This is a genomic window from Allomuricauda sp. XS_ASV26 (genome assembly GCF_041224615.1).
GTDB lineage: Bacteria > Bacteroidota > Bacteroidia > Flavobacteriales > Flavobacteriaceae > Flagellimonas > Flagellimonas alginolytica.
In genome coordinates, this window is record NZ_JBGFGK010000030.1 from 47,157 (window position 1) to 67,583 (window position 20,427).

Here is a 20,427-nt window from a genome sequence, read left to right on the forward strand (position 1 = left end):
TTATTTCACCTCATCGTAATGATCGTCCCACTCTTGCACGTGCGGTTCTCCCAATTTACCTACTGATTTGGCCACTACCATGGAAACTGTTGCATCACCAGTGACATTTACAATGGTCCTACACATGTCCAAAGGCCTATCTACTGCAAAAATCAGTGCAAGTCCAATGGCCAATTTATCGGAAGGAAAACCAATGGATTCCAATACAATAACCAACATAACCATTCCCGCTCCGGGTACCGCCGCCGATCCAATGGATGCCAATAAGGCAGTCAAAACAATGGTCAACTGATTTCCAAAAGTAAGGTCGAATCCAAGTGCCTGTGATATAAATACTGCTGCGACCCCTTGGTACAGGCTGGTACCATCCATATTAATGGTTGCTCCCACGGGCAATACAAAACTGGACACTTCTTTATCTACACCAATGTGTTCCTCTACCCTTTCCATTGTAACTGGCAAAGTGGCCGCACTGGAACTTGTCGAGAACGCCAATAATTGGGCAGGACTGATCTCTTTTAAGAACCAGAATGGGTTTTTCTTGGTAACTACACCTACTATTGTTGCATAAAAAACAATCATTAGGGCAAGACCCAAAACGACTACGCCGGCATATTTAAGCAACGCCAGTAATAAATCTGGGTCACTGGAAGATACCACTACTCCCGCCAAAAGGGCAAACACGGCATAGGGTGCCGTAAGCATGATCAGGTCTACCATTTTTAGTACCACATCATTCAGGGCATCAAAAAAATCCTTTAAGGGCTTTGCCTTTTTCTCGCCTATCAATAACATGGAAATTCCCAAGAAAATGGTAAAAAATATTACTTGCAACATCAAAGCATTGTCCGTCATGGCCGCCATGGCATTGTCGGGGACCATATCTACAATAAATTGCAATGGCCCACTATCTTTCTGTCGGGATGCTTCCTCTATTTTGGATGTAACACCTGCATCTCCCGCATAAGTGTCAGTTAACTTTGTTACCGTATCCTCGGAAATGCCACTGCCCGGATTCATCACGTTTACCAACAATAACCCAATGGTAATCGCAACTACAGTTGTAAGGATGTAAATCCCTATGGTTCTTAGCCCTATATTTCTGAATTTTGATATATCCTTTAGGTCGGAGATACCTTTTACCAAGGATGCCAAGATCAATGGTATGGCGATTAGTTTAAGAAGTTTTACAAAAATGGTCCCCAATGGTTGGATCCAATCAGATACAAATTCCTTGCCCCAGCTAATTTGGGTCATTGCAAATCCGAAAAGAATACCTAAAAGCATTCCGATAAGAATCTGCCAGTGCAATTCCAATTTCTTCATAAAGTATATTTATTGAGGGTAATATACTTTATTGTATGGAAACCTCCTAATGGGTCAATCAGATTTTGTTGGTACGGGCCAACAGGGAATAATCGGCCAATACCATTGCCGCCATGGCCTCCACAATGGGCACAGCTCTTGGAACCACGCATGGATCGTGCCTTCCCTTGCCTTGGGTGGCAACTTTTTCTCCGTCCTTGTTAATGGTTTCGTAGGATTGTAAAACTGTGGCGACGGGTTTAAAAGCTACATTAAAATAAATATCCATTCCATTGCTAATACCTCCTTGCACTCCTCCGCTACGATTGGTTTTGGTGGTACCATCGGCATTATACGCATCGTTGTGCTCACTCCCTTTCATGGCAACCCCGGCAAATCCGCTTCCGTATTCAAATCCTTTTACCGCGTTAATGGACAGCATGGCCTCGCCCAATTTGGCGTGGAGTTTATCAAAAACCGGTTCGCCAAGACCAACCGGTACATTTTGGATTACACAAGTGATCACACCCCCTATGGTGTCGCCCTCCTTTTTAATGGATTTGATATAATCTTCCATTTTTTGGGCCATTTCCGTATCGGGACAACGAACTGCATTGGATTCAATTTTGGAAAAGTCCAACTCTTGATAAGGTTTATCCAGCTTCATGCCACCCACTTGCGACACGAAAGCATTTATTTGGACACCATGTAAAAATTGTTTGGCAATAGCACCGGCCACTACCCTACTTGCAGTCTCCCGGGCAGAACTCCTACCTCCGCCACGATAATCTCGGAAACCATATTTTTTATCGTACACATAATCTGCATGCGATGGTCTGTACGAATCCTTGATATGGGAGTAATCCTTTGATTTCTGATTGGTATTGTGAATGGCAAAGCCAATGGGAGTTCCTGTGGTCTTTCCTTCAAAAATACCTGAGTATATCTCTACCGTATCGGGTTCTTTTCGCTGGGTAACTATGGACGATTGCCCTGGTTTTCTTCGGTTCAAATCCAATTGGATCCGCTCCAAGTCCAATTCTATTCCTGCAGGGCAGCCATCAATAATGCCGCCCAATGCTTTTCCGTGGGATTCGCCAAAAGTGGTAACCCTAAAAAGTTGTCCAAAAGAATTTCCTGCCATTCGGTATAAAATATGATGCCATCAAAGGTAGAGCTTACAAAGTTAATTCAAAAACAAGCCTTTGGCTTAATGTTATTATAACATATTTCATTCTTAGGTGATATTTTTTTAACGATATGCTCATAAATTATTGACCTCGTGTTGATTTCTATGTTATTCCCACTCCTTTATTTTGTAATAAACCTTATCAGATTGAAAAAAAGGAAGATAGATTTAGCAGTCATCTCGGATGTTCACCTAGGAACATATGGCTGCCATGCAGATGAGCTTATTACCTACCTGAACAGTATACAGCCAAAAAAACTGATTCTGAACGGGGATATTATCGATATTTGGCAGTTCAGTAAAAGGTATTTCCCCCCATCACATTTAAAGGTACTGAGAAAGATAATAGGCATGGCCTCCAAAGGCACCGAGGTGTTCTATATCACTGGAAATCACGATGAAATGCTGCGTAAGTTCAGTGATACTTCAATGGGGAATTTTAAGATAATGAACAAATTGGTATTAAACTTGGACGGCAAAAAGGCATGGATTTTTCATGGCGATGTATTTGATGTTTCCATCCAAAATGCCAAATGGTTGGCCAAACTGGGCGGTTATGGCTACGATCTTCTTATTTTGATCAATAGCTTCCTCAACTGGTGCCTGGCCAAAATGGGGCGCGAAAAATATTCATTGTCCAAACGCATTAAAAATAGCGTAAAAGGCGCCGTAAAATATATCAACAATTTTGAAAAGACAGCTGCAGAGCTTGCCATTGAAAACGATTACGACTACGTGATCTGCGGCCATATCCATCAACCAAAAAAAGAAATATACCAGAACAAATATGGCAGCTGCACCTATCTAAATTCGGGTGATTGGGTTGAGAACCTCACTGCTTTGGAGTATTCCTTTAAGCGATGGAGAGTCTACCATTACAACCACGATAGACTTTCTCCTTTCTTTGTGGACGAAGACCTAAAGGAAATGAACATGAACGAACTGATTGCCTCCATTACCGATAAAGAGGTTGATATCGAAGATATTACCCAAGAGCACATCAGCGAAATTGAAGAAGAAAGTGTCGATCGAGATTTTTTAGATGACAAGGGCCTGTCTCAAGATTGAAACCGGGTGCTGTGCCTCCCTTTTTGTCCCATCCATAATCTGATGCCTACAACTTGTGCCGTTCGCTGCGATCAAGGTCTCTTCCGAGCTCTTTGCTACCGCAGGGAACAATTTTAGGCTGCCCACCTTCATGCTGGTCTCGTAATGTTCTTTTTCGTACCCAAAGGAACCTGCCATACCACAACATCCAGATGCTATTATCGTTACTTTGTAATTCTTGGGCAGGTTCAGCATATCAAAAGTTACTTTTTGGTTGCTCAATGCTTTTTGATGACAATGTCCATGTATTTTGATGGTCTTCTCCTCATCGGTAAAACTTTCGGATGTAATATGCCCTTCTGCAATTTCGGCTGCTAAGAATTCTTCAATCAAAAATGATTGGGAAGCCAACTTCCGTAATTGCTCCTTATCATCGTACAATCGCTGGTACTCATCCCTGAACGATAGAATGGCCGATGGTTCCAACCCAACAATGGGTAGACCTCGGTTCAAAATATCCTTTAAACGCTCCATATTCTGGGCAACCAGTTTTTTCGCCTGTTTTAAATACCCTTTAGATAAATATGTCCTGCCACTTTCACCATAAAACAGTTCAACGTCGTAACCTAATTTGCACAACAGTTCAATCGCATCCTTACCTACTTGGATATCCAAATATTTAACAAACTCATCTACATAAAGGATGACTTGTTTTTTGGAAAGGTCCGTGCGTTTTACCCGATGTTTTTTTAAATGCTTGGTAAAATTAAAACGACCTACTTCTGGCAAGCTTCGCTCTGGGGCCACTCCCGATGCTTTTTTGAGCAATGCACCCACCGATTTGGATTTGTACATCCAATTGGTAATGCCGGGCATTTTACTGCCCAATGCGTTCAATCGAGTGTTATGGGCGAACAACTTGCTCCGTAAAGAATATCCATTGGCTTCTTGATAATTGTACAGGAACTCGGCCTTAAGCGCGGCCACATCCACGTTACTGGGACATTCACTGGCACAAGCCTTACAGCTCAAGCATAGATCGAATGCGGTTTTAAGCTCTTTATGATCAAAACGATTGGTTTTTTGGGAATTGGTCAAAAATTCTCGCAGGGCATTGGCTCTTCCACGGGTTGTATCCCTCTCGTTTTTTGTCGCTTGGTAACTTGGGCACATGGCTCCACTCATATGATGACTTTTTCTGCAGTCGCCACTACCATTACATTTCTCCGCCGCTTTTAATATGCCCTCACTGTCCGAAAAGTCCATGAGCGTTTTTACCTCGGGCTCTTCACGGTCCACCTCGTACCGCAAAGATTCATCCATGGCGTAGGCATCCACAATTTTACCGGGGTTCAGAATACCGTTGGGATCAAATAAGCTCTTTACTCTTTTTAATAATTGATAATTGGCCTCCCCGATCATTAAGGGAATAAACTCCGCACGTACAATCCCATCGCCGTGCTCCCCACTAAAACTACCTTGATATTTTTTGGTGAGTTTTGCCACATCGGTGGTTATGCTACGGAAAAGGACCACATCTTCGGATTTTTTCAAATTCAGAATTGGTCGTAAATGCAGTTCGCCCGCACCCGCATGGGCGTAATAAACCGCACTTTGGTCATAGCCTTTCATGATCTTGGTAAACTCTCCTATAAAATCCTTTAGATCCTCCAATGCCACGGCGGTATCCTCAATACAGGCTACAGCTTTTTTGTCGCCCACCATATTTCCCAAAAGTCCCAGACCAGCTTTGCGCAGTTCTATGGCCTTATTGATGTCGTCCCCATAGAGAACAGGGCTGGCATAGCTCAACCCGGACTTTACGATGGTTTTCAAGAGTAATTCCAGCTGATTTTCCAGATCCTCCTCCGTTTCGGCCTTTACTTCCAACATTAAAATGGCTACAGGATCGCCATCCACAAAAAAACGGTTGGCCGATTGCGCCCTATTGTTTTTGGTACAGTCTAAAATCACTTTGTCCATCATTTCGCATAAATGGAGCTTGTGTTCCATTACTGGGGCCACATCCGCCAAACAATCTTCCAAGGTTTTATAATGCGTGGCCACCATAGCAGAAAACTGGGGAGGCAAGTCATCCAGTTGAAGTGTAACCTCGGTAGTAAAAGCCAAAGTTCCCTCGCTACCCGAAAGTAATTTACATAAATTGAATTCATCCGAGTCTTCGCCAAAAATGTTGTTCTTGAGCAATTCGTCCACCGCATACCCTGTATTTCTTCGATGTATACTGGGTTTCGGAAATTCTGCCTTTATGTTGCCCTGAATGTCGGGATTGGAAAGCTCTTCATATAATTTGTGATAGATTCTTCCTTCAAGAGAATCGGTCTGTTTCTTTGCATCGAATTCCTTTTTGGTGAGACTCGAAAAGTATGCCTCACTGCCATCGGACAAAATACATTGCATGGCCACCACTTTATCCCTTGTTACCCCATATTGTATCGATGTAGTCCCCGAGGAATTGTTCCCGACCATTCCCCCGATCATACAACGGTTGGAGGTTGAGGTATTTGGCCCAAAAAACAGGCCGAACGGTTTCAAATACTGATTGAGCTCATCCCGAACCACACCAGGTTGTACGGTAACCTGCCTTTTCTCCTTGTTCAAACTAACTATCTTGGTAAGGTATCGGCTCACATCCACTACAATGCCAGGACCCACGCACTGTCCGGCCAGAGACGTTCCTGCCGTTCGTGGTATGAGACCAACTTTGTTGGTATTGGCAAAATCAACCAGTACTTTTATATCTTCCGCGTTTTTAGGATAGGCCACCGCCAACGGCAAAATGCGATAAACGGAGCCGTCGGTGGCATATAGCGCTTTACTTAAATCATCGAACAAGAGCTCGCCTTTCAAGTTTTGGGAAAGGTCTTTTAACAAATATTTATCCAATTTGGAATACTTTTTGGGAACTAAAAATGTTTTTCAATCGTAAATCTAGTACAAAACTATCTCTAATTTTTAACTTAACGAGAACCTCATGAAGATTACCACATTATTTTCTGTATTTATTTTGTTTGTTACAGCAAACCTTAGCGCTCAAAATATATCCGAACATGCACTTGGCCTAAGATTGGGCGATAGTGATGGTTTTGGTGCCGAAATATCCTATCAAAAATCCATCGGGCGTTACAACAGGGCCGAATTTGACCTAGGTTGGAGGGACAGCAGGGATTTTGACGCCTTTAAACTTACAGGAGTTTACCAATGGGTGCATCAACTGGATGGAAACTTTAACTGGTACTATGGTGTAGGTGGAGGACTGGGAAGCGTCGATTTTGATTATCCCGGATTTGACGAGGACAACGACGGCCTTTTTGTTTTTGCCGCAGGTGATATCGGGATTGAATACGACTTTGATATCCCCTTGTTGCTATCCTTGGACTTTAGACCGGAAATAGGCCTTATAGGGTACGATGGCTTTGATAACGATTTTGATTTTGATATTGCGCTTGGAATCCGCTATCAGTTCTAATTAAGAAAATTTTACCAAAAACCCTTGGCCCATCCAATAGCCAAGGGTTTTTTTTTGCCATAAGTATTGAATACCTTAGCGGACTTAAACAATTAAACATGAAAAAATTATTTGTTCTATCCTTAGTGGCCGTATTTATGGCTTCCTGTAAATCAGACCCAAAAGGATATACATTGAGTGGTACCATAACCGGGGAAACCGAAAACGGCACCCAAATATTTTTAAAGACCACGGATTCCCTAAATCAATTGGTGGACATTGACACCGTAAAAGTGGAGAATGGACTTTTTAGTTTTAGCGGAAATCAAGTGGAGCCAAAAATGCACTATATTTTTGTTGACCAACTTCGCGGCAATGTCCCCGTGATCGTAGAGAACGGGTCTATTGAGGTAAAGTTCCAAAAGGACAGTATTGATCAAGCTCAGATCAAGGGCACAGAACAAAACGATATGTTCATGGACTTTCTAACGGAAACCCGCAAACTTTCGCAGCGAGCAAGATCCATGCAGGACGATATGCGCGTAGCTGCACAACAGAGGGATACTGCAACGGTAACCGCTTTGCGCGAGGAATTCATCGAATTCCAAGAGGACGCTAAAAATTTCAACACCACCTACGCCAAAGAGCATCCCAATGCCTACGTATCCGTATTGATCATTGGAAACTTATTGGCCACCAAAACATTGCCCGTTGAGGAAATCCGTTCCATGTTCGAAGCGCTCTCCCCAGAAATGAAGGCGACCGAGCCCGGAAAACAGATTGCAGAACAGTTGGAAAACTTAAAGTCCACTCAAATAGGCTCGATAGCTCCAGATTTTTCTGCCCCAACGCCTTCCGGAGATGTATTGGCCCTCAGCGATGTAACAAGCAATGCCAAACTTACCTTGGTCGATTTTTGGGCAGCATGGTGCAGACCTTGTAGAGCAGAAAATCCAAATATTGTAGCGGTGTACAAAAAATACCGCGAAAAGGGTTTCGATGTTCTGGGGGTATCCTTGGACAACAATGCGGACCATTGGAACCAAGCCATCCAATCCGACGGATTGGAATGGAACCATATTTCCAACCTACAACGTTTCCAAGATCCTATTGCCCGATTGTACAATATCAACGCAATCCCTGCAGCATTTTTATTGGATGATAAAGGGGTTATAGTGGCAAGAGACCTTAGAGGTCCCGCACTGGAAGAAAAAGTATCGGAACTGCTCAATTAATAATTGAGTCGACAAAGCGCAAAAAAATAAAAGCCTGGATTGTTCCAGGCTTTTTTTATTGAATTATATTTTGCCCAATTTCTCCAGAACAAAAAGAATAACTATGGGAATGGCCAAAAGAACAACAATCAATGTATCCGTAACAAAAAGTTCGGGCCTAAAAAGCAAAGTGGTCGCATACCCTCCCACGGCACCACCAAAGTGCGCGGTATGCCCTATGTTGCCGTGCCTGCTCTTCATCCCATAAATGGAGTACAACAGATAAGCTATGCCCAGTACGTAGGCTGGCAAAGGTATCGGGATAAACATTATTCCCAATTGCATATCCGGATTAAGAAGAATGGCAGCATACAAAACACCCATTACCGCTCCACTGGCACCAACGGCACTATAAAACGGTTCGTTTTTATGGAAAAACAGTGCCAAAAGACTCCCGGCGACCAAACTCACAAAATAAATGATCAAAAACTTTCCCGACCCCAACCAACTTATAACCACCGGGGCAAAAAAATACAAGGTGAACATATTCAGGAACAAATGAGATACATCCACATGTAAAAATCCAGATGAGACCATTCTTTCATTTTGTCCAGCCTGAATTGCACTGATACTGAACTTATACCGATCAAAGAAAGCCATACTATTGAATCCTCGGATGGATACCAAAACATTGGCTGCCATTATAACAATGGTCGCAATATGTAAATTGAGCATGTAAACAAAGGTTTGGGTTCAAATATAGCTATCATTTTGTTCATGATTTCACACAAAAACATAAAATATTGACAAACAACATTTTGCATGATAGCCAAGTTTTTTTACACAGTATTTTCATGGCAAAAACAAAGCTCAAACATCTGACATGCAGCTTTTTATGATATTCCATTGAAACAAAGCCACCACATCAGATTTTCATATGCTTATACTACAATTAGTAAAGTGTTAATATCAAAATATTTGAAACAATTATAAGCTAATATATATTCTATTAGGTATAAATAAGATAGCTTTGTAACTCAAATTAGGAGAAAAAAAAGAGCCCGCTTTACGGGCTCTATCCAATTTCGGAACTGTTCAGACTTTGTAATCCTGCTTTCGCTGTTCAGATTCAACTGTCCTGTTCCTGTATCTTTTATAAATCAAAAATACGCTAAAAAAATCATTCTAGAAAGGAAAACGATTCATTTAACACATTATTGTTAAAATCCCCTAAACTCTCACCTTGTAGATTAGTTCCATGCTCTTACGTACATTTCTTCTTAAAATAGCCTCTTTAGAGGTAAGCGAAATAGCATACTGACCATCGGCAATTCTGAAATCATCTACTTTCATTGCAGTAATAACTGTAATTTGGAATTTGCCAGGTTCAAGATAGTGAATTTGAACTACTACATTTAACGTTCCATCTGCCTGAATCTCTTTCAGAACTACTTTTATTGGAGGTTTGTCAGGTTTATTGGGGTCAAAATGATTTATGAACTTAAAATTAACCCCCCTTAAATATATATCAAGTAGGTAACGAAATGCTCTAATCATTAAATCTTGAACTCTCTCTACTTCAATTCCCTCCCTCTTACCGTTCTCATCGCCAAACTGACTTCTGTCTTGATAATGTTTGTCTACCCACAATTCAACCTTAAACTCTTCATATTCATGAATAGGTTTTGCGTTTTGTGAAGCACAATTCTCCACAAATGCTTCTTTATCTACTACCAATGTTCCTTTTATCATGGGAATCCTTTTTCGCTTTTTTCTTTCCAATTCAATTTTTTTTGAAGATATTGAAGTTATTGTTTCTAGGTGCCTACATTAAAAATCATTTTTTAGATTTTCCTTCATTAAACAGGGACTCTTCATCAAGCCCGTATTTTAAAGCCAGTTTCTTTTTGTAATAAGAAATTAATTCAGGTGAATACCATATGGGTAAAGCCCAAAAATATCCCCTGCCTAATGGATTATTGATTCTTCTTACAGTCCCTTTTGGATACAAATTCGATAGAGCAGTAGAAAGTTTAGCAACCATATCCTCTTTGTCATATTTAATAAAAGTTGGGTTCTTTCTAACTACAAACTCATATATTTCCTGCGTTGTTACAAAAGCATTGATTTCCTTTAGAGACCCTAAACATAATTGTTTCCAATTTTGTTTTGGAACCTTTGGTTTTTCGCCTTTCATATTTTCAACCTCGTAACCTTTGATTCCACCAACAACAGAATTAATTTGAGATTTTAAGTCAGTATTGCCACTTGAAGGTTTCCCTTTTAATTTATTCAACAAGTTCTGGTACCGAACAACCTTTTCTTCGAGCTGTTTAAGCTTAAGAGAATAATGCTCGATTAGCTCTTCTCTGTCCTGTTCTGTAATCTCAAAAGAATCCATGATTCAAAGTTAAACCAAAAATAAATCAACAAATCCCTCAAAATAATTTAATTATAAACAAAATTGTTAATAACTTTATATTATATTGATTATCAAATTTTTAAGAGGGGGATTATTAGGGATTATTAGCTTTAAATGGAAAAATAATTATAATTCATGAGTAACAAAATGTGAGGAGAAAGCATTTATTAAATCAAACTTGTTCCAATGCCATTCCACTTGTTTAAGCTAGTTGATTTACAATATTAGATAAGACTCATCCGGTTTATATCCCTACAATGTTTTCCAAAGAAAATAAACCCATCAATTTATTCGCACAGCATTTGCACAGTAAATATGTAACATGGTATAACAAATAGACAACAGTGATATAATTATTAGCTCTATAAATACAAAGTGAAACTTCTACATGTTGTAAATGCAGTATAAATATTTGCAATAGCTATATTTGCAGACAAGAATAGTCTATGCAGCTGGTAGTTTATATCCTTGTTTATCCATTGCTCTGGTTGATTTCCAGACTTCCCTTTAAAATTATATATTTTATTTCCGATGGCGTATATGTGCTGCTCTATAAAGTAATCGGCTATCGTAAAAAAGTAGTCCGCGGCAACTTAAAATTAGTGTTTCCAGATAAATCGGACGCTGAACGGATCTTGATAGAGAAAAAGTTCTACCAGCATATGTGCGATATGTTCTTGGAAATGATCAAGACCATGGGCATTTCCAACAAACAACTTCAACAACGGTTTACTTTTTCCAATTTGGAAGTATTGCATCAGCTCGAAGCAAAGAACAAAAGCATAATGCTCATGTTCCCACATTATGCCAGTTGGGAATGGGTAATTGCGCTAGATGCCCACATTGCCTCAAAAGGATATGCCATCTATCAAAAAATAGGCAATAGGTATTTTGATAAATTGGTCAGGGACATCCGGGAGAAATTCGGCACTACATTGATCACCACCAAGGAAACCCGGGATATTGTGGCCCAAAATAAAAAGGAAGGTAATTTAAGCATGTACGGTATTTTGAGCGATCAATCCCCAATGATAAAAAAGGCTTTGTTGTGGACCCCTTTTATGGGTATTACCGTTCCGGCGCATACAGGTGCCGAGATGCTGTGCAAAAAATTGGACCTACCGGCCGTATATTTAAAAGTGAGCAAGGAAAAACGTGGCCACTACAGCGGTACCTTTTCTTTAATTACCGAAAAGCCAAAAGAAATGGAAGAGTTTGCGCTTACCAAAGCATTCTTGGCCCTTGTTGAAGAATCCATAAACGAAGCGCCCGAATATTACTTTTGGACCCACAAACGCTGGAAACACAAGGACAAGATGCCCCAAAAGTTCCAATAGGGATGCAATTGGGTGTCGGCGTTCTAAATTCCCGCCTCCACTTTTATTTCACCAATGATTCTATCTGCCAAGGCATCGGCTTCTTCCTGTGATTTAGCCTCCGTATAAATTCGTATTATCGGTTCCGTGTTGGACTTTCTCAGGTGCACCCAATTTTCTGGAAAATCAATCTTGACTCCATCGATCGTGGATACCTCTTCATCTTTATATTTATTGAACATGGCCTCCAAAAGGGCATCCACATCCAGATCGGGAGTCAATTGTATCTTCTTTTTACTCATAAAATAGCTGGGGTAACTTGCCTTGAGTTCGGCAACGGTTCCTCCACGCTCAGACATCAACATCAAGAACAACGCTGTTCCCACCAATGCATCTCGTCCATAATGACTCTCTGGGTAAATAATTCCTCCATTGCCCTCTCCTCCTATAATGGCATTGTTTGCCTTCATCTTGGTCACCACGTTCACTTCTCCAACGGCTGCTGCTTCATATGTGCCTCCGTGTTTTTCGGTAATATCGCGCAGAGCTCTTGAAGACGACAAGTTGGAAACTGTATTCCCTTTGGTCTTGGACAGCACATAATCAGCGCAGGCGACCAAGGTATATTCTTCCCCGAACATTTCGCCATCATTACTTATAAAGGCCAAACGGTCCACATCTGGGTCCACCACAATGCCAAAATCGGCTTTTTCCTCCACTACTTTTTTACAAATGTCACCCAAATGCTCTTTTAGTGGTTCAGGGTTGTGCGGAAAGTGCCCCGTGGGATCGCAATAGAGTTTCACCACTTCTACGCCCAATTCTTCCAATAGTTTGGGGATAGCAATGCCCCCTGTTGAATTTACACCGTCAACAACAACTTTAAAACCGGCTTTTTTAATGGTCTCCGCATCCACCAAAGGTAATTCCAAGACTTCATCAATATGGATATCGATATACGAATCATTCTTTGTGATCTCACCCAGATTGTCCACTTCAGCAAATTCAAAATCCTCTTTTTCCGCTAAAGCCAATATTTTGGCTCCTTGTTCTGCATCCAAAAACTCCCCTCTTTCGTTCAACAACTTAAGAGCGTTCCATTGTTTTGGGTTATGGCTTGCTGTTAAAATAATTCCCCCGTCAGCTTTTTCCAATGGAACCGCTATTTCTACAGTGGGCGTAGTAGAAAGTCCCAAATCAATCACATCGATGCCCAGACCAACCAATGTGGAAACCACCAAATTCTGGATCATTTCCCCGGACAATCGGGCATCCCTGCCAATTACGACTTTCAAATGTTTCTTGTTGGCATACGATTTTAACCAAGTACCGTAAGCTGCAGCAAATTTAACCGCATCTACAGGAGTAAGGTTGTCGTTTGTGTTTCCTCCAATGGTTCCTCGTATTCCAGAAATTGATTTGATCAGTGTCATAATTGTTAAAAAAGTTTTTGCAAATATAGTGGGGCATATCCGATTCCATGTTTTGAATTTGTAAATTTCGACAGAAAAGGAATTTGTCCCGATGAACTTCTTAGCACATATCTACTTATCTTTTGATGACCCGGAAATTACCTTGGGCAATTTTTTTGCCGACCATATCCGTGGAAATAAATTCAAACACTTTCCCGATAGAATTCAAAAAGGGATTCTATTGCACAGGGAAATCGACACCTTTACGGATGCCCACCCCATTGCTAAACAAAGCAGCAAACGGCTTCATAAAAACTATCATCATTACAGCAGGGTCATCGTCGATATCTATTACGATCATTTCCTCGCCAAAAATTGGGACAATTATTCCAACGTACCCCTAACTGAATATGTAGAAGGGTTTTATGACTTATTGGGCGATAATTACGATATCTTGCCCATTGCCACCAAACGAATGATGCCCTATATGATTGCGGACAACTGGTTGCTCAACTATGCCAACCTGGAAGGCATTGAACGCGTACTCAATGGTATGAACCGACGTACCAAGAACAAGTCCAGAATGAATTTTGCCATTTTAGATCTGGAGGAATACTATGCAGAGTTCGAATATGAATTCTGCTCTTTTTTTGAAGAATTGATTACCTTTTCCAAACAAAAATTTAATGCGCTATGCGAAAACTGATTCTCCTTCTGCCCCTACTTCTCTTTGTACATTGTAAACAGCAGCCCCAACCAGCTAGTCCGACCGGATTGGTGGCAGACAAGGCCATGGCCGTCTCTGCTCGTAAAGAAGCCTCTCAACTGGCCGTAGATATTATGAAAGAAGGCGGAAATGCTTTTGATGCCATGGTCGCTACGGAGCTTACTTTGGTAATTGCTTACCCTTTTGCAGGTAGTGTGGGTGGTGGTGGATTTATGGTTTACCGTAAAAGCAATGGAGAGGTCGGTGGAATCGATTATAGGGAAAAGGCTCCGCTCGCAGCGCACAAAGATATGTATCTGGATTCTTTGGGCAATGTAATTCCTGGTCTGAGCACCTTTGGCGGAACAGCAATTGGTGTGCCCGGAACCGTTGCCGGCGTCCTCGAGGTCCATAAAAAATTTGGAAAATTACCGCTAAAGGATATCATTCAACCAATTATAGAGCTTGCCAACCAAGGCGTGGTGGTTACCGATAAACAAGCTCGGCGATTGGAAGGTTACAGAGAACAATTTATTAAAGCCAATGGGGATAGCTCTAAATTCGCCTCTCCATTTGTAGCGGGCGACACCATAAAATATCCGGCCTACGCCAAAACCCTTCAAAAAATCATGGAAGAAGGGCGTGATGGTTTCTATAAAGGCGAAGTGGCGCAAAAATTGGCTGCTTTTGTGCAAGAAAACGGTGGTTTGATCACCGAGGAAGATCTGGCCAAATATGAAGCTGTATGGAGAGATCCCATTGTTTTTGATTATAAAGGAGTAAAGATCATCTCCATGAGCCCACCCAGCAGCGGAGGGGTCACGATCAATCAAATGTTTAAAATGATGGAACCCTACGATATCTCAAAATTTGGTCACAACTCAACCAAGACCATTCAATTGTTTACCGAAGCCTCTCGAAGGGCCTACGCCGATAGAAACTATTTTTTGGGCGACCCCGATTTTGTGGACATCCCTTACGATATGCTGTTGAGCGATGAATATCTAGAGGGCAGAATGTCCAATTTTTCTTTTGATAAAGCCACACTTTCATCAGATGTTAGCCATGGTGAGGTTGAAATTATTGAAAGTGATCAGACCACACATTTTTCTATAGTGGATAGTGAAGGTAACGCAGTTTCCGTCACTTCTACCCTCAATGGAGGATATGGGTCCAAACTCTTTTGTGAAGAAGTAGGAATTTTTCTCAATAACGAAATGGACGATTTTAGTTCCAAGCCCGGAGTTCCCAACATGTTCGGGCTAATCGGTGCCGAAGCCAACAGCATTGCTCCGGAAAAACGCATGTTAAGCAGTATGACGCCCACCATTGTTGAAAAGGATGGGGAACTGTATATGGTTGTGGGCACCCCAGGAGGTTCTACAATAATTACCGCAGTTGCTCAGACCATTTTAAATGTTTACGAATTTAACTTAAGTATGCAAGAAGCCGTGAACGCGCCTCGCTTTCACCACCAATGGTTACCGGATATGGTGATTTTTGAACCCGAAGGCTTCTCCGAAGAACTTAAGGCAGAATTAAAATCCAAAGGATATATCATTAATGAAGAGCGAACCCCGATCATTGGCAAAGTGGATGCCATACGGGTATTGCCCAACGGTAAACTGGAAGGTGGCGCAGACAAACGTGGAGATGATACGGCAGTTGGTTATTAAACATCCTTTGAAATGGATTTTGATGTTGTTATTTTGACGGACCATAGGTATGTGGCCCCGAAAAAAAGTAACCCTTATATTGAAAATGTATTGCTCGAAGACCGGTTGGTTTTGGAAGCTTTGGAAAATCAGGGTTTAAAAGTAGGGCGAAAATCGTGGGACGACCCCAGTTTTGATTGGTCGACTACAAAACTTGCCCTGTTTCGAACCACTTGGGATTATTTTGACCGATATTCCGAATTTTCCAAATGGTTGGAAACGGCCTCGAAAAAAACGCGGTTCATTAATTCCCAGCAACTCATTCATTGGAACATAGATAAGCATTATTTACAAGACCTATCAATCAACGGAGTAACAATTCCCAAAACAGTTTTTATCGAGAAAGGCACAACCACCACGCTGGCAGATGCAATTTCAAATTCTGAAGCGAACCATAGGTTCAATGCTGATACTTTTATTTTAAAACCCTGTGTCTCCGCATCGGCAAGGCACACTTATAAAATTGAAAAAAATAAGATTATAGAACATGAAAGTATTTTCCAGGAATTAATTGCCAAAGAAGCAATGATGCTACAGGAGTTTCAAAAAAACATTGTTTCGGAAGGAGAAATATCCATGATGGTCTTTAACGGAGCGTTTACCCATGCAGTTTTAAAAACAGCCAAACCCGGGGATTTTAGGGTTCAGGATGATTTTGGCGGAACTGTTCAAAAGTATACCCCCAATCAAGAACAAATCGTATTTGCCCAAAGTATTGTTAAGGCAGCACCAGAATTACCAGTTTATGCCAGAGTGGATATTTTTAGGGATAACGAGGGTAACTTGGCCTTGGCCGAACTGGAAATTTTTGAACCGGAATTATGGTTTCGTCTAGACCCAACAGCTGCACACACCCTTGCCAAGACCATTAAAGACAAGGTTTTCTCTTAAAACTATTTGGCAATCTGCTTTTTTAATTCCTCCATGGACTGTTGCAACTGTTTCAATAAGCCTGTTTCGGTAGTAGCATCCACGTTAAAGGTAAGTTTACTGCTCACTTCCCAGATTTCTTGGATCTGATAGGGCTTGATTTCGTAAGGTGGATAGGTTTCGTTTAATGAAACAAGGGTAATATTGTTGGAATTGGGCTTTCGTTCTATTTTCTTTACCATTACCGAGTCCTGTAAAACCACCACATACATTTTATTGGAGCTCACATGATCTATATGCTCTATGGCCCGCGCCAACACCCAATCGTTGGGCCTCAAATTGGGCAGCATACTGTCCCCCTCTACCTGAAAACCCCGATAGGTGGCATTTCTAAACTCGGGAATGGGCATATCAAAAGCGGGTAGTTGCCGGTACCAGCTCGTATCGGAAATATTTTGGGGGTATCCTGCCGCAGCTTTGGCGTTCACCATCACCATGTTGTCATTTTCACTATTGTCCACCGTAACCACTTTAGGAATAACGCTTGTCTTGGAAGTATCCAAGTGCTTTTGGTCGCTCTCACCGAATAACCACAATGGGTTTATCTTAAATTGTTTCAAAAGTTCGGTAACCACCTTTCCGGAAAGCTTGGTTCTCCCCCGCTCAATATCCGCAGTGGTATTTTTAACGCCCAGCAAATTGGCAAAATCAGTTTGTGTATAACCTAGTTCCCTTCGGATATCGGTAAATCGTTTTAGGGTTATTTCATTTTCCATCATCAAGTCAATAATGTCGTGTCAAAAGCAGTCGAGATATTTAAAAATTAATTATTATCGAAAACAATCATACAGACAATCTATTCTCAAATATACCACTTTTGGATTATTTCCAAAATAATTTATGGATTATTTCCATTAATTGGATTATTTCCATATTTTTGATTGGAATATTTCCAAGTTATGAATTTTGACAGAATACGTGATAAACTGAACATTCTTGCCGATGCTGCCAAATATGATGTTTCGTGTGCAAGCAGTGGCAGCAATCGCACCAATTCCAATAAAGGATTGGGCAATGCGTCCAAAATGGGTATTTGCCATACCTACACCGCGGACGGCCGTTGTGTATCGCTACTAAAGATTTTGCTCACCAACCATTGTATTTTTGATTGCGCCTATTGCGTAACCCGTAAATCCAACGATGTTCCCAGGGCCGCTTTTAAGGTGCAGGAAGTTGTTGATCTTACCATCAATTTTTATCGAAGAAACTATATCGAAGGTCTTTTTTTGAGTTCCGGTATTTTTAAAAGCGCCGACCACACCATGGAACGTTTGGTAGCTGTTGCCAAAAAACTGCGCGAAGAAGAAAATTTCAACGGTTATATTCATTTAAAATCCATTCCTGGAGCGAGTGATGAATTAATGTACGAAGCAGGGCTTTATGCAGATCGCCTTTCCGTAAATATTGAAGTGCCCACAATTTCTGGCCTAAAACTATTGGCTCCAGATAAAAAGCACGAGGATTTTACCAGACCGATGGAAAAGGTAAAAAATGAAATAGTACGGTATACATCGGAGCGAAAGATTATAAAAAACACCCCAAAATATGCTCCTGCCGGCCAAAGTACACAAATGATCGTGGGTGCATCAGGAGAATCGGATAAGGATATAATGTATTCAGCGACATACTATTACAAAAAATATCATATGAAGCGTGTATATTATTCCGGATATGTGCCTGTAACCCAGGACTCCAGATTGCCATCGATAGGTTCAGAGGTGCCCATTTTACGCGAGAACAGATTGTACCAAACGGATTGGCTATTGCGCTTTTATGGGTTTTCCATTGGTGAAATCTTGAACAAGCAACATCCAAATCTGGATATGGACGTAGATCCTAAACTCTCATGGGCACTGCGCAACCTACACTATTTTCCAGTGGATGTGAACACTGCGGACAAGCGACTATTGGCACGAATCCCTGGTATTGGAATGCAGTCCGTATCAAAAATTATAAAGGCTAGAAAATTTAGAAAACTGAACTGGGACCATCTCAAAAAAATTGGTGTGGCCCTCAACCGTGCCCAATATTTTATGGTGTGCGAATCCCGAGATTGGGAGCGCCGAGACTTGGATGCGGATAAGATAAAAGGGATGATTCTGCAGCATTCCTCTGGAAAGTTTCGGAATCAATACAGTACGCAATTGTCGTTGTTCAATTAGGAATTGACAATGATTTCATCTCGAAATGTCATCCTGAGCCCAGTCGAAGGAGTTTTCGAGAGGTTTTAAAACTAAAAAGCAAACGTTATGAATGCTTCAACAACATTAGTTTATGACGGTAGTTTTAACGGGTTCTTGACCACCGTCTTTGTTGCGTTTGATGAAAAAATCAACGTGGCCGACATCCAAAAGAATAATCAAACCCAAAGCGGATTGTTTTCTGAAACCGAAACCGTTTTTACCCACGTGGAAAAAGCTAAACGAGTTTGGAACGGTATCCGAAATAAGAGTAACAATGCCATTTCCAGTGTCTATTTTGCTTTTTTAAGTGAAACCGAAGGAGTGGAAATGATGCTTTACTCTTACATCCAAAAATTAATGCGCACCAAAAATGGCAAGTATTTGGACTATTCGGACCCGACAGTATTGCACATCGCGCAATTGGCCAAAAAAGTGGGACGCGAAAAACATCGGATGGAAGCCTTTGTCAGGTTTCAATTGACCAAGGACGACATTTACTTTGCCAACATTGAACCCGATTTTGATGTACTCCCCTTAATTTCCAAACATTTCCGTGATCGCTATGCGGACCAAAAATGGTTAATTTATGATGTAAAACGTAAATATGGCATCTATTATAATTTGGACCACGTAGAAATGGTATCCCTCAATTTGAAAGACATCCACCACAACAAAACTATAAAAAGTGATGCCTTTACCACCGAGGAATACGAATACCAGACCCTTTGGAACGATTATTTTAAAAGTACCAATATTGCCTCGCGCATCAACCCAAAATTACATACGCAGCACGTACCTAAACGCTATTGGAAGTATTTGAGCGAGAAGAAGGAGGCGGTGTAATCTATCCTTTGCTTTTCTCCCCCACAAAATGGTCGCTTTTGGTCTTGAACAGTACGTTGAAACTGGTCAAACTGCCATATATTCGGGTAATATATTGTTGTAGGTCCACTTTTTCTTGATCGTCCAAGTTTTTGCTACTATTGATTTTTTGTTCCATCACGCGGATGCGGTCGCGCACCATCACAATTTTATGGAAAAAAGTATCAATGGGCATTTCCTTATTGGCAGTTGAGTCACCGGGTTCCATAACCAATTTTCCACCTTTCCATTTATCGGCCATGGCCACTTTTTCGTGGGTGTCGCTCCATTTTTCCAATATTTTCACCAAAGATCGCTCCACATCAAAAAAACTTACACTGTCCACTTCATCTTCCACAGCTTCAATAACTTCAAAATCTGAATCCAAATCAATGGTTTCCAATCCGTTTTCCAAAAATGTCACCCAATAATGTTTGGAAGATACATTGGTCACCACCCCTTTTCCATATTCTGGGTGATCTATTCTTGAGCCTATGCCTAGTAATTTCATATTTGTTTCTTTTTATTCTGTCAGGTCGAGCGCAGTCCAGACCCAACATTGGATAAACAAGCACCTATCTACTGCGCTCGAGGTGACAATGTACACGGTAAAAATAAACCATCAATAAACAAAAACGAAACCAAAAGGCCACTTCCT

18 protein-coding genes are annotated in these 20,427 nt (G+C 41.1%); 9 read left to right on the plus strand and 9 right to left on the minus strand.

What is annotated here, in order from left to right:
• Together AB9K32_RS05370 and aroC are read right to left on the minus strand one after the other, a co-directional pair.
• On the minus strand, nt 1-1,326 hold the full coding sequence (locus tag AB9K32_RS05370; protein WP_224836843.1) for a dicarboxylate/amino acid:cation symporter: 1,326 nt from the start codon (nt 1,324-1,326) through the stop codon (nt 1-3).
• Between the two features lie 58 nt (nt 1,327-1,384).
• Nucleotides 1,385-2,449, minus strand: a complete 1,065-nt coding sequence (aroC, locus tag AB9K32_RS05375) for a chorismate synthase (RefSeq protein WP_293295165.1) — start codon at nt 2,447-2,449, stop codon at nt 1,385-1,387.
• Between the two features lie 192 nt (nt 2,450-2,641).
• On the opposite strand from aroC, the gene AB9K32_RS05380 reads away from it, so the two are divergent.
• Nucleotides 2,642-3,562, plus strand: a complete 921-nt coding sequence (locus AB9K32_RS05380; protein WP_224836841.1) for a UDP-2,3-diacylglucosamine diphosphatase — start codon at nt 2,642-2,644, stop codon at nt 3,560-3,562.
• Here AB9K32_RS05380 and AB9K32_RS05385 read toward each other — a convergent pair.
• The gene (locus AB9K32_RS05385; protein WP_369884591.1) at nt 3,533-6,448 is read right to left on the minus strand and encodes an FAD-binding and (Fe-S)-binding domain-containing protein; all 2,916 of its coding nucleotides are present in this window, start codon (nt 6,446-6,448) and stop codon (nt 3,533-3,535) included. The genes AB9K32_RS05380 and AB9K32_RS05385 overlap by 30 nt on opposite strands.
• Nucleotides 6,449-6,536: 88 nt before the next feature.
• Between AB9K32_RS05385 and AB9K32_RS05390 the strand changes: the two genes are divergently transcribed.
• Both AB9K32_RS05390 and AB9K32_RS05395 read left to right on the plus strand, forming a co-directional pair.
• Entirely contained in the window at nt 6,537-7,031 is a 495-nt protein-coding gene (locus AB9K32_RS05390) for a hypothetical protein (RefSeq protein ID WP_224836839.1), read from the plus strand.
• A 98-nt stretch (nt 7,032-7,129) separates the two neighbouring features.
• Nucleotides 7,130-8,245, plus strand: coding sequence for a DUF4369 domain-containing protein (locus AB9K32_RS05395; protein WP_369884592.1), 1,116 nt, complete (start codon nt 7,130-7,132; stop codon nt 8,243-8,245).
• A gap of 63 nt (nt 8,246-8,308) precedes the next feature.
• Here AB9K32_RS05395 and AB9K32_RS05400 read toward each other — a convergent pair whose 3' ends face one another.
• The 3 genes from AB9K32_RS05400 to AB9K32_RS05410 all read right to left on the minus strand — a co-directional run bounded on the left by AB9K32_RS05400 (nt 8,309) and on the right by AB9K32_RS05410 (nt 10,625).
• Nucleotides 8,309-8,959 carry a rhomboid family intramembrane serine protease gene (locus AB9K32_RS05400; RefSeq protein ID WP_369884593.1) on the minus strand — a complete coding sequence of 217 codons (651 nt, stop codon included), beginning with the start codon at nt 8,957-8,959 and terminating at the stop codon, nt 8,309-8,311.
• 495 nt (nt 8,960-9,454) lie between these two features.
• The gene (locus AB9K32_RS05405; protein WP_369884594.1) at nt 9,455-10,006 is read right to left on the minus strand and encodes a hypothetical protein; all 552 of its coding nucleotides are present in this window, start codon (nt 10,004-10,006) and stop codon (nt 9,455-9,457) included.
• Between the two features lie 55 nt (nt 10,007-10,061).
• Nucleotides 10,062-10,625, minus strand: a complete 564-nt coding sequence (locus AB9K32_RS05410) for a hypothetical protein (RefSeq protein ID WP_369884595.1) — start codon at nt 10,623-10,625, stop codon at nt 10,062-10,064.
• A 467-nt stretch (nt 10,626-11,092) separates the two neighbouring features.
• On the opposite strand from AB9K32_RS05410, the gene AB9K32_RS05415 reads away from it, so the two are divergent.
• Nucleotides 11,093-11,983 carry a lysophospholipid acyltransferase family protein gene (locus tag AB9K32_RS05415; protein WP_369884596.1) on the plus strand — a complete coding sequence of 297 codons (891 nt, stop codon included), beginning with the start codon at nt 11,093-11,095 and terminating at the stop codon, nt 11,981-11,983.
• A 23-nt stretch (nt 11,984-12,006) separates the two neighbouring features.
• On the opposite strand, the gene glmM is transcribed toward AB9K32_RS05415, so the two are convergent.
• On the minus strand, nt 12,007-13,395 hold the full coding sequence (gene glmM, locus AB9K32_RS05420; RefSeq protein WP_252079822.1) for a phosphoglucosamine mutase: 1,389 nt from the start codon (nt 13,393-13,395) through the stop codon (nt 12,007-12,009).
• 91 nt (nt 13,396-13,486) lie between these two features.
• Here glmM and AB9K32_RS05425 point away from each other — a divergent pair, with 91 nt between their 5' ends.
• Genes AB9K32_RS05425 through AB9K32_RS05435 form a run of 3 tightly spaced genes read left to right on the plus strand, consistent with a single transcriptional unit; the run spans nt 13,487 to nt 16,686 of the window.
• Nucleotides 13,487-14,080, plus strand: coding sequence for an ACP phosphodiesterase (locus tag AB9K32_RS05425; RefSeq protein WP_369884597.1), 594 nt, complete (start codon nt 13,487-13,489; stop codon nt 14,078-14,080).
• Complete coding sequence (ggt, locus tag AB9K32_RS05430; protein ID WP_338195319.1) at nt 14,068-15,756, plus strand: gamma-glutamyltransferase; 1,689 nt, start codon at nt 14,068-14,070, stop codon at nt 15,754-15,756. The genes AB9K32_RS05425 and ggt overlap by 13 nt, the downstream gene beginning before the upstream one ends.
• Before the next feature lie 12 nt (nt 15,757-15,768).
• A complete protein-coding gene (locus tag AB9K32_RS05435) occupies nt 15,769-16,686 on the plus strand; it encodes a RimK family alpha-L-glutamate ligase (RefSeq protein WP_369884598.1) in 918 nt (305 codons plus the stop codon).
• 2 nt (nt 16,687-16,688) lie between these two features.
• On the opposite strand, the gene AB9K32_RS05440 is transcribed toward AB9K32_RS05435, so the two are convergent.
• Nucleotides 16,689-17,441 carry an XRE family transcriptional regulator gene (locus AB9K32_RS05440; RefSeq protein ID WP_369884814.1) on the minus strand — a complete coding sequence of 251 codons (753 nt, stop codon included), beginning with the start codon at nt 17,439-17,441 and terminating at the stop codon, nt 16,689-16,691.
• A 183-nt stretch (nt 17,442-17,624) separates the two neighbouring features.
• Here AB9K32_RS05440 and AB9K32_RS05445 point away from each other — a divergent pair, with 183 nt between their 5' ends.
• Together AB9K32_RS05445 and AB9K32_RS05450 are read left to right on the plus strand one after the other, a co-directional pair.
• Entirely contained in the window at nt 17,625-18,887 is a 1,263-nt protein-coding gene (locus tag AB9K32_RS05445) for a putative DNA modification/repair radical SAM protein (RefSeq protein WP_369884599.1), read from the plus strand.
• 87 nt (nt 18,888-18,974) lie between these two features.
• Complete coding sequence (locus AB9K32_RS05450; RefSeq protein ID WP_369884600.1) at nt 18,975-19,751, plus strand: TIGR03915 family putative DNA repair protein; 777 nt, start codon at nt 18,975-18,977, stop codon at nt 19,749-19,751.
• A gap of 1 nt (nt 19,752) precedes the next feature.
• Here the strand turns inward: AB9K32_RS05450 and AB9K32_RS05455 are convergent, their stop codons facing one another.
• On the minus strand, nt 19,753-20,280 hold the full coding sequence (locus AB9K32_RS05455; protein WP_224836828.1) for a hypothetical protein: 528 nt from the start codon (nt 20,278-20,280) through the stop codon (nt 19,753-19,755).
• Nucleotides 20,281-20,427: the final 147 nt, after the last annotated feature.

Coding starts and splice junctions, on each gene's coding strand:
- AB9K32_RS05370 (WP_224836843.1), bottom strand. CDS start 1,326: ATGAAGAAATTGGAATTGCACTGGCAGATTCTTATCGGAATGCTTTTA.
- aroC (WP_293295165.1), bottom strand. CDS start 2,449: ATGGCAGGAAATTCTTTTGGACAACTTTTTAGGGTTACCACTTTTGGC.
- AB9K32_RS05390 (WP_224836839.1), top strand. CDS start 6,537: ATGAAGATTACCACATTATTTTCTGTATTTATTTTGTTTGTTACAGCA.
- AB9K32_RS05395 (WP_369884592.1), top strand. CDS start 7,130: ATGAAAAAATTATTTGTTCTATCCTTAGTGGCCGTATTTATGGCTTCC.
- AB9K32_RS05400 (WP_369884593.1), bottom strand. CDS start 8,959: ATGCTCAATTTACATATTGCGACCATTGTTATAATGGCAGCCAATGTT.
- AB9K32_RS05410 (WP_369884595.1), bottom strand. CDS start 10,625: ATGGATTCTTTTGAGATTACAGAACAGGACAGAGAAGAGCTAATCGAG.
- AB9K32_RS05415 (WP_369884596.1), top strand. CDS start 11,093: ATGCAGCTGGTAGTTTATATCCTTGTTTATCCATTGCTCTGGTTGATT.
- glmM (WP_252079822.1), bottom strand. CDS start 13,395: ATGACACTGATCAAATCAATTTCTGGAATACGAGGAACCATTGGAGGA.
- AB9K32_RS05425 (WP_369884597.1), top strand. CDS start 13,487: ATGAACTTCTTAGCACATATCTACTTATCTTTTGATGACCCGGAAATT.
- ggt (WP_338195319.1), top strand. CDS start 14,068: ATGCGAAAACTGATTCTCCTTCTGCCCCTACTTCTCTTTGTACATTGT.
- AB9K32_RS05435 (WP_369884598.1), top strand. CDS start 15,769: ATGGATTTTGATGTTGTTATTTTGACGGACCATAGGTATGTGGCCCCG.
- AB9K32_RS05440 (WP_369884814.1), bottom strand. CDS start 17,441: ATGGAAAATGAAATAACCCTAAAACGATTTACCGATATCCGAAGGGAA.
- AB9K32_RS05445 (WP_369884599.1), top strand. CDS start 17,625: ATGAATTTTGACAGAATACGTGATAAACTGAACATTCTTGCCGATGCT.
- AB9K32_RS05450 (WP_369884600.1), top strand. CDS start 18,975: ATGAATGCTTCAACAACATTAGTTTATGACGGTAGTTTTAACGGGTTC.
- AB9K32_RS05455 (WP_224836828.1), bottom strand. CDS start 20,280: ATGAAATTACTAGGCATAGGCTCAAGAATAGATCACCCAGAATATGGA.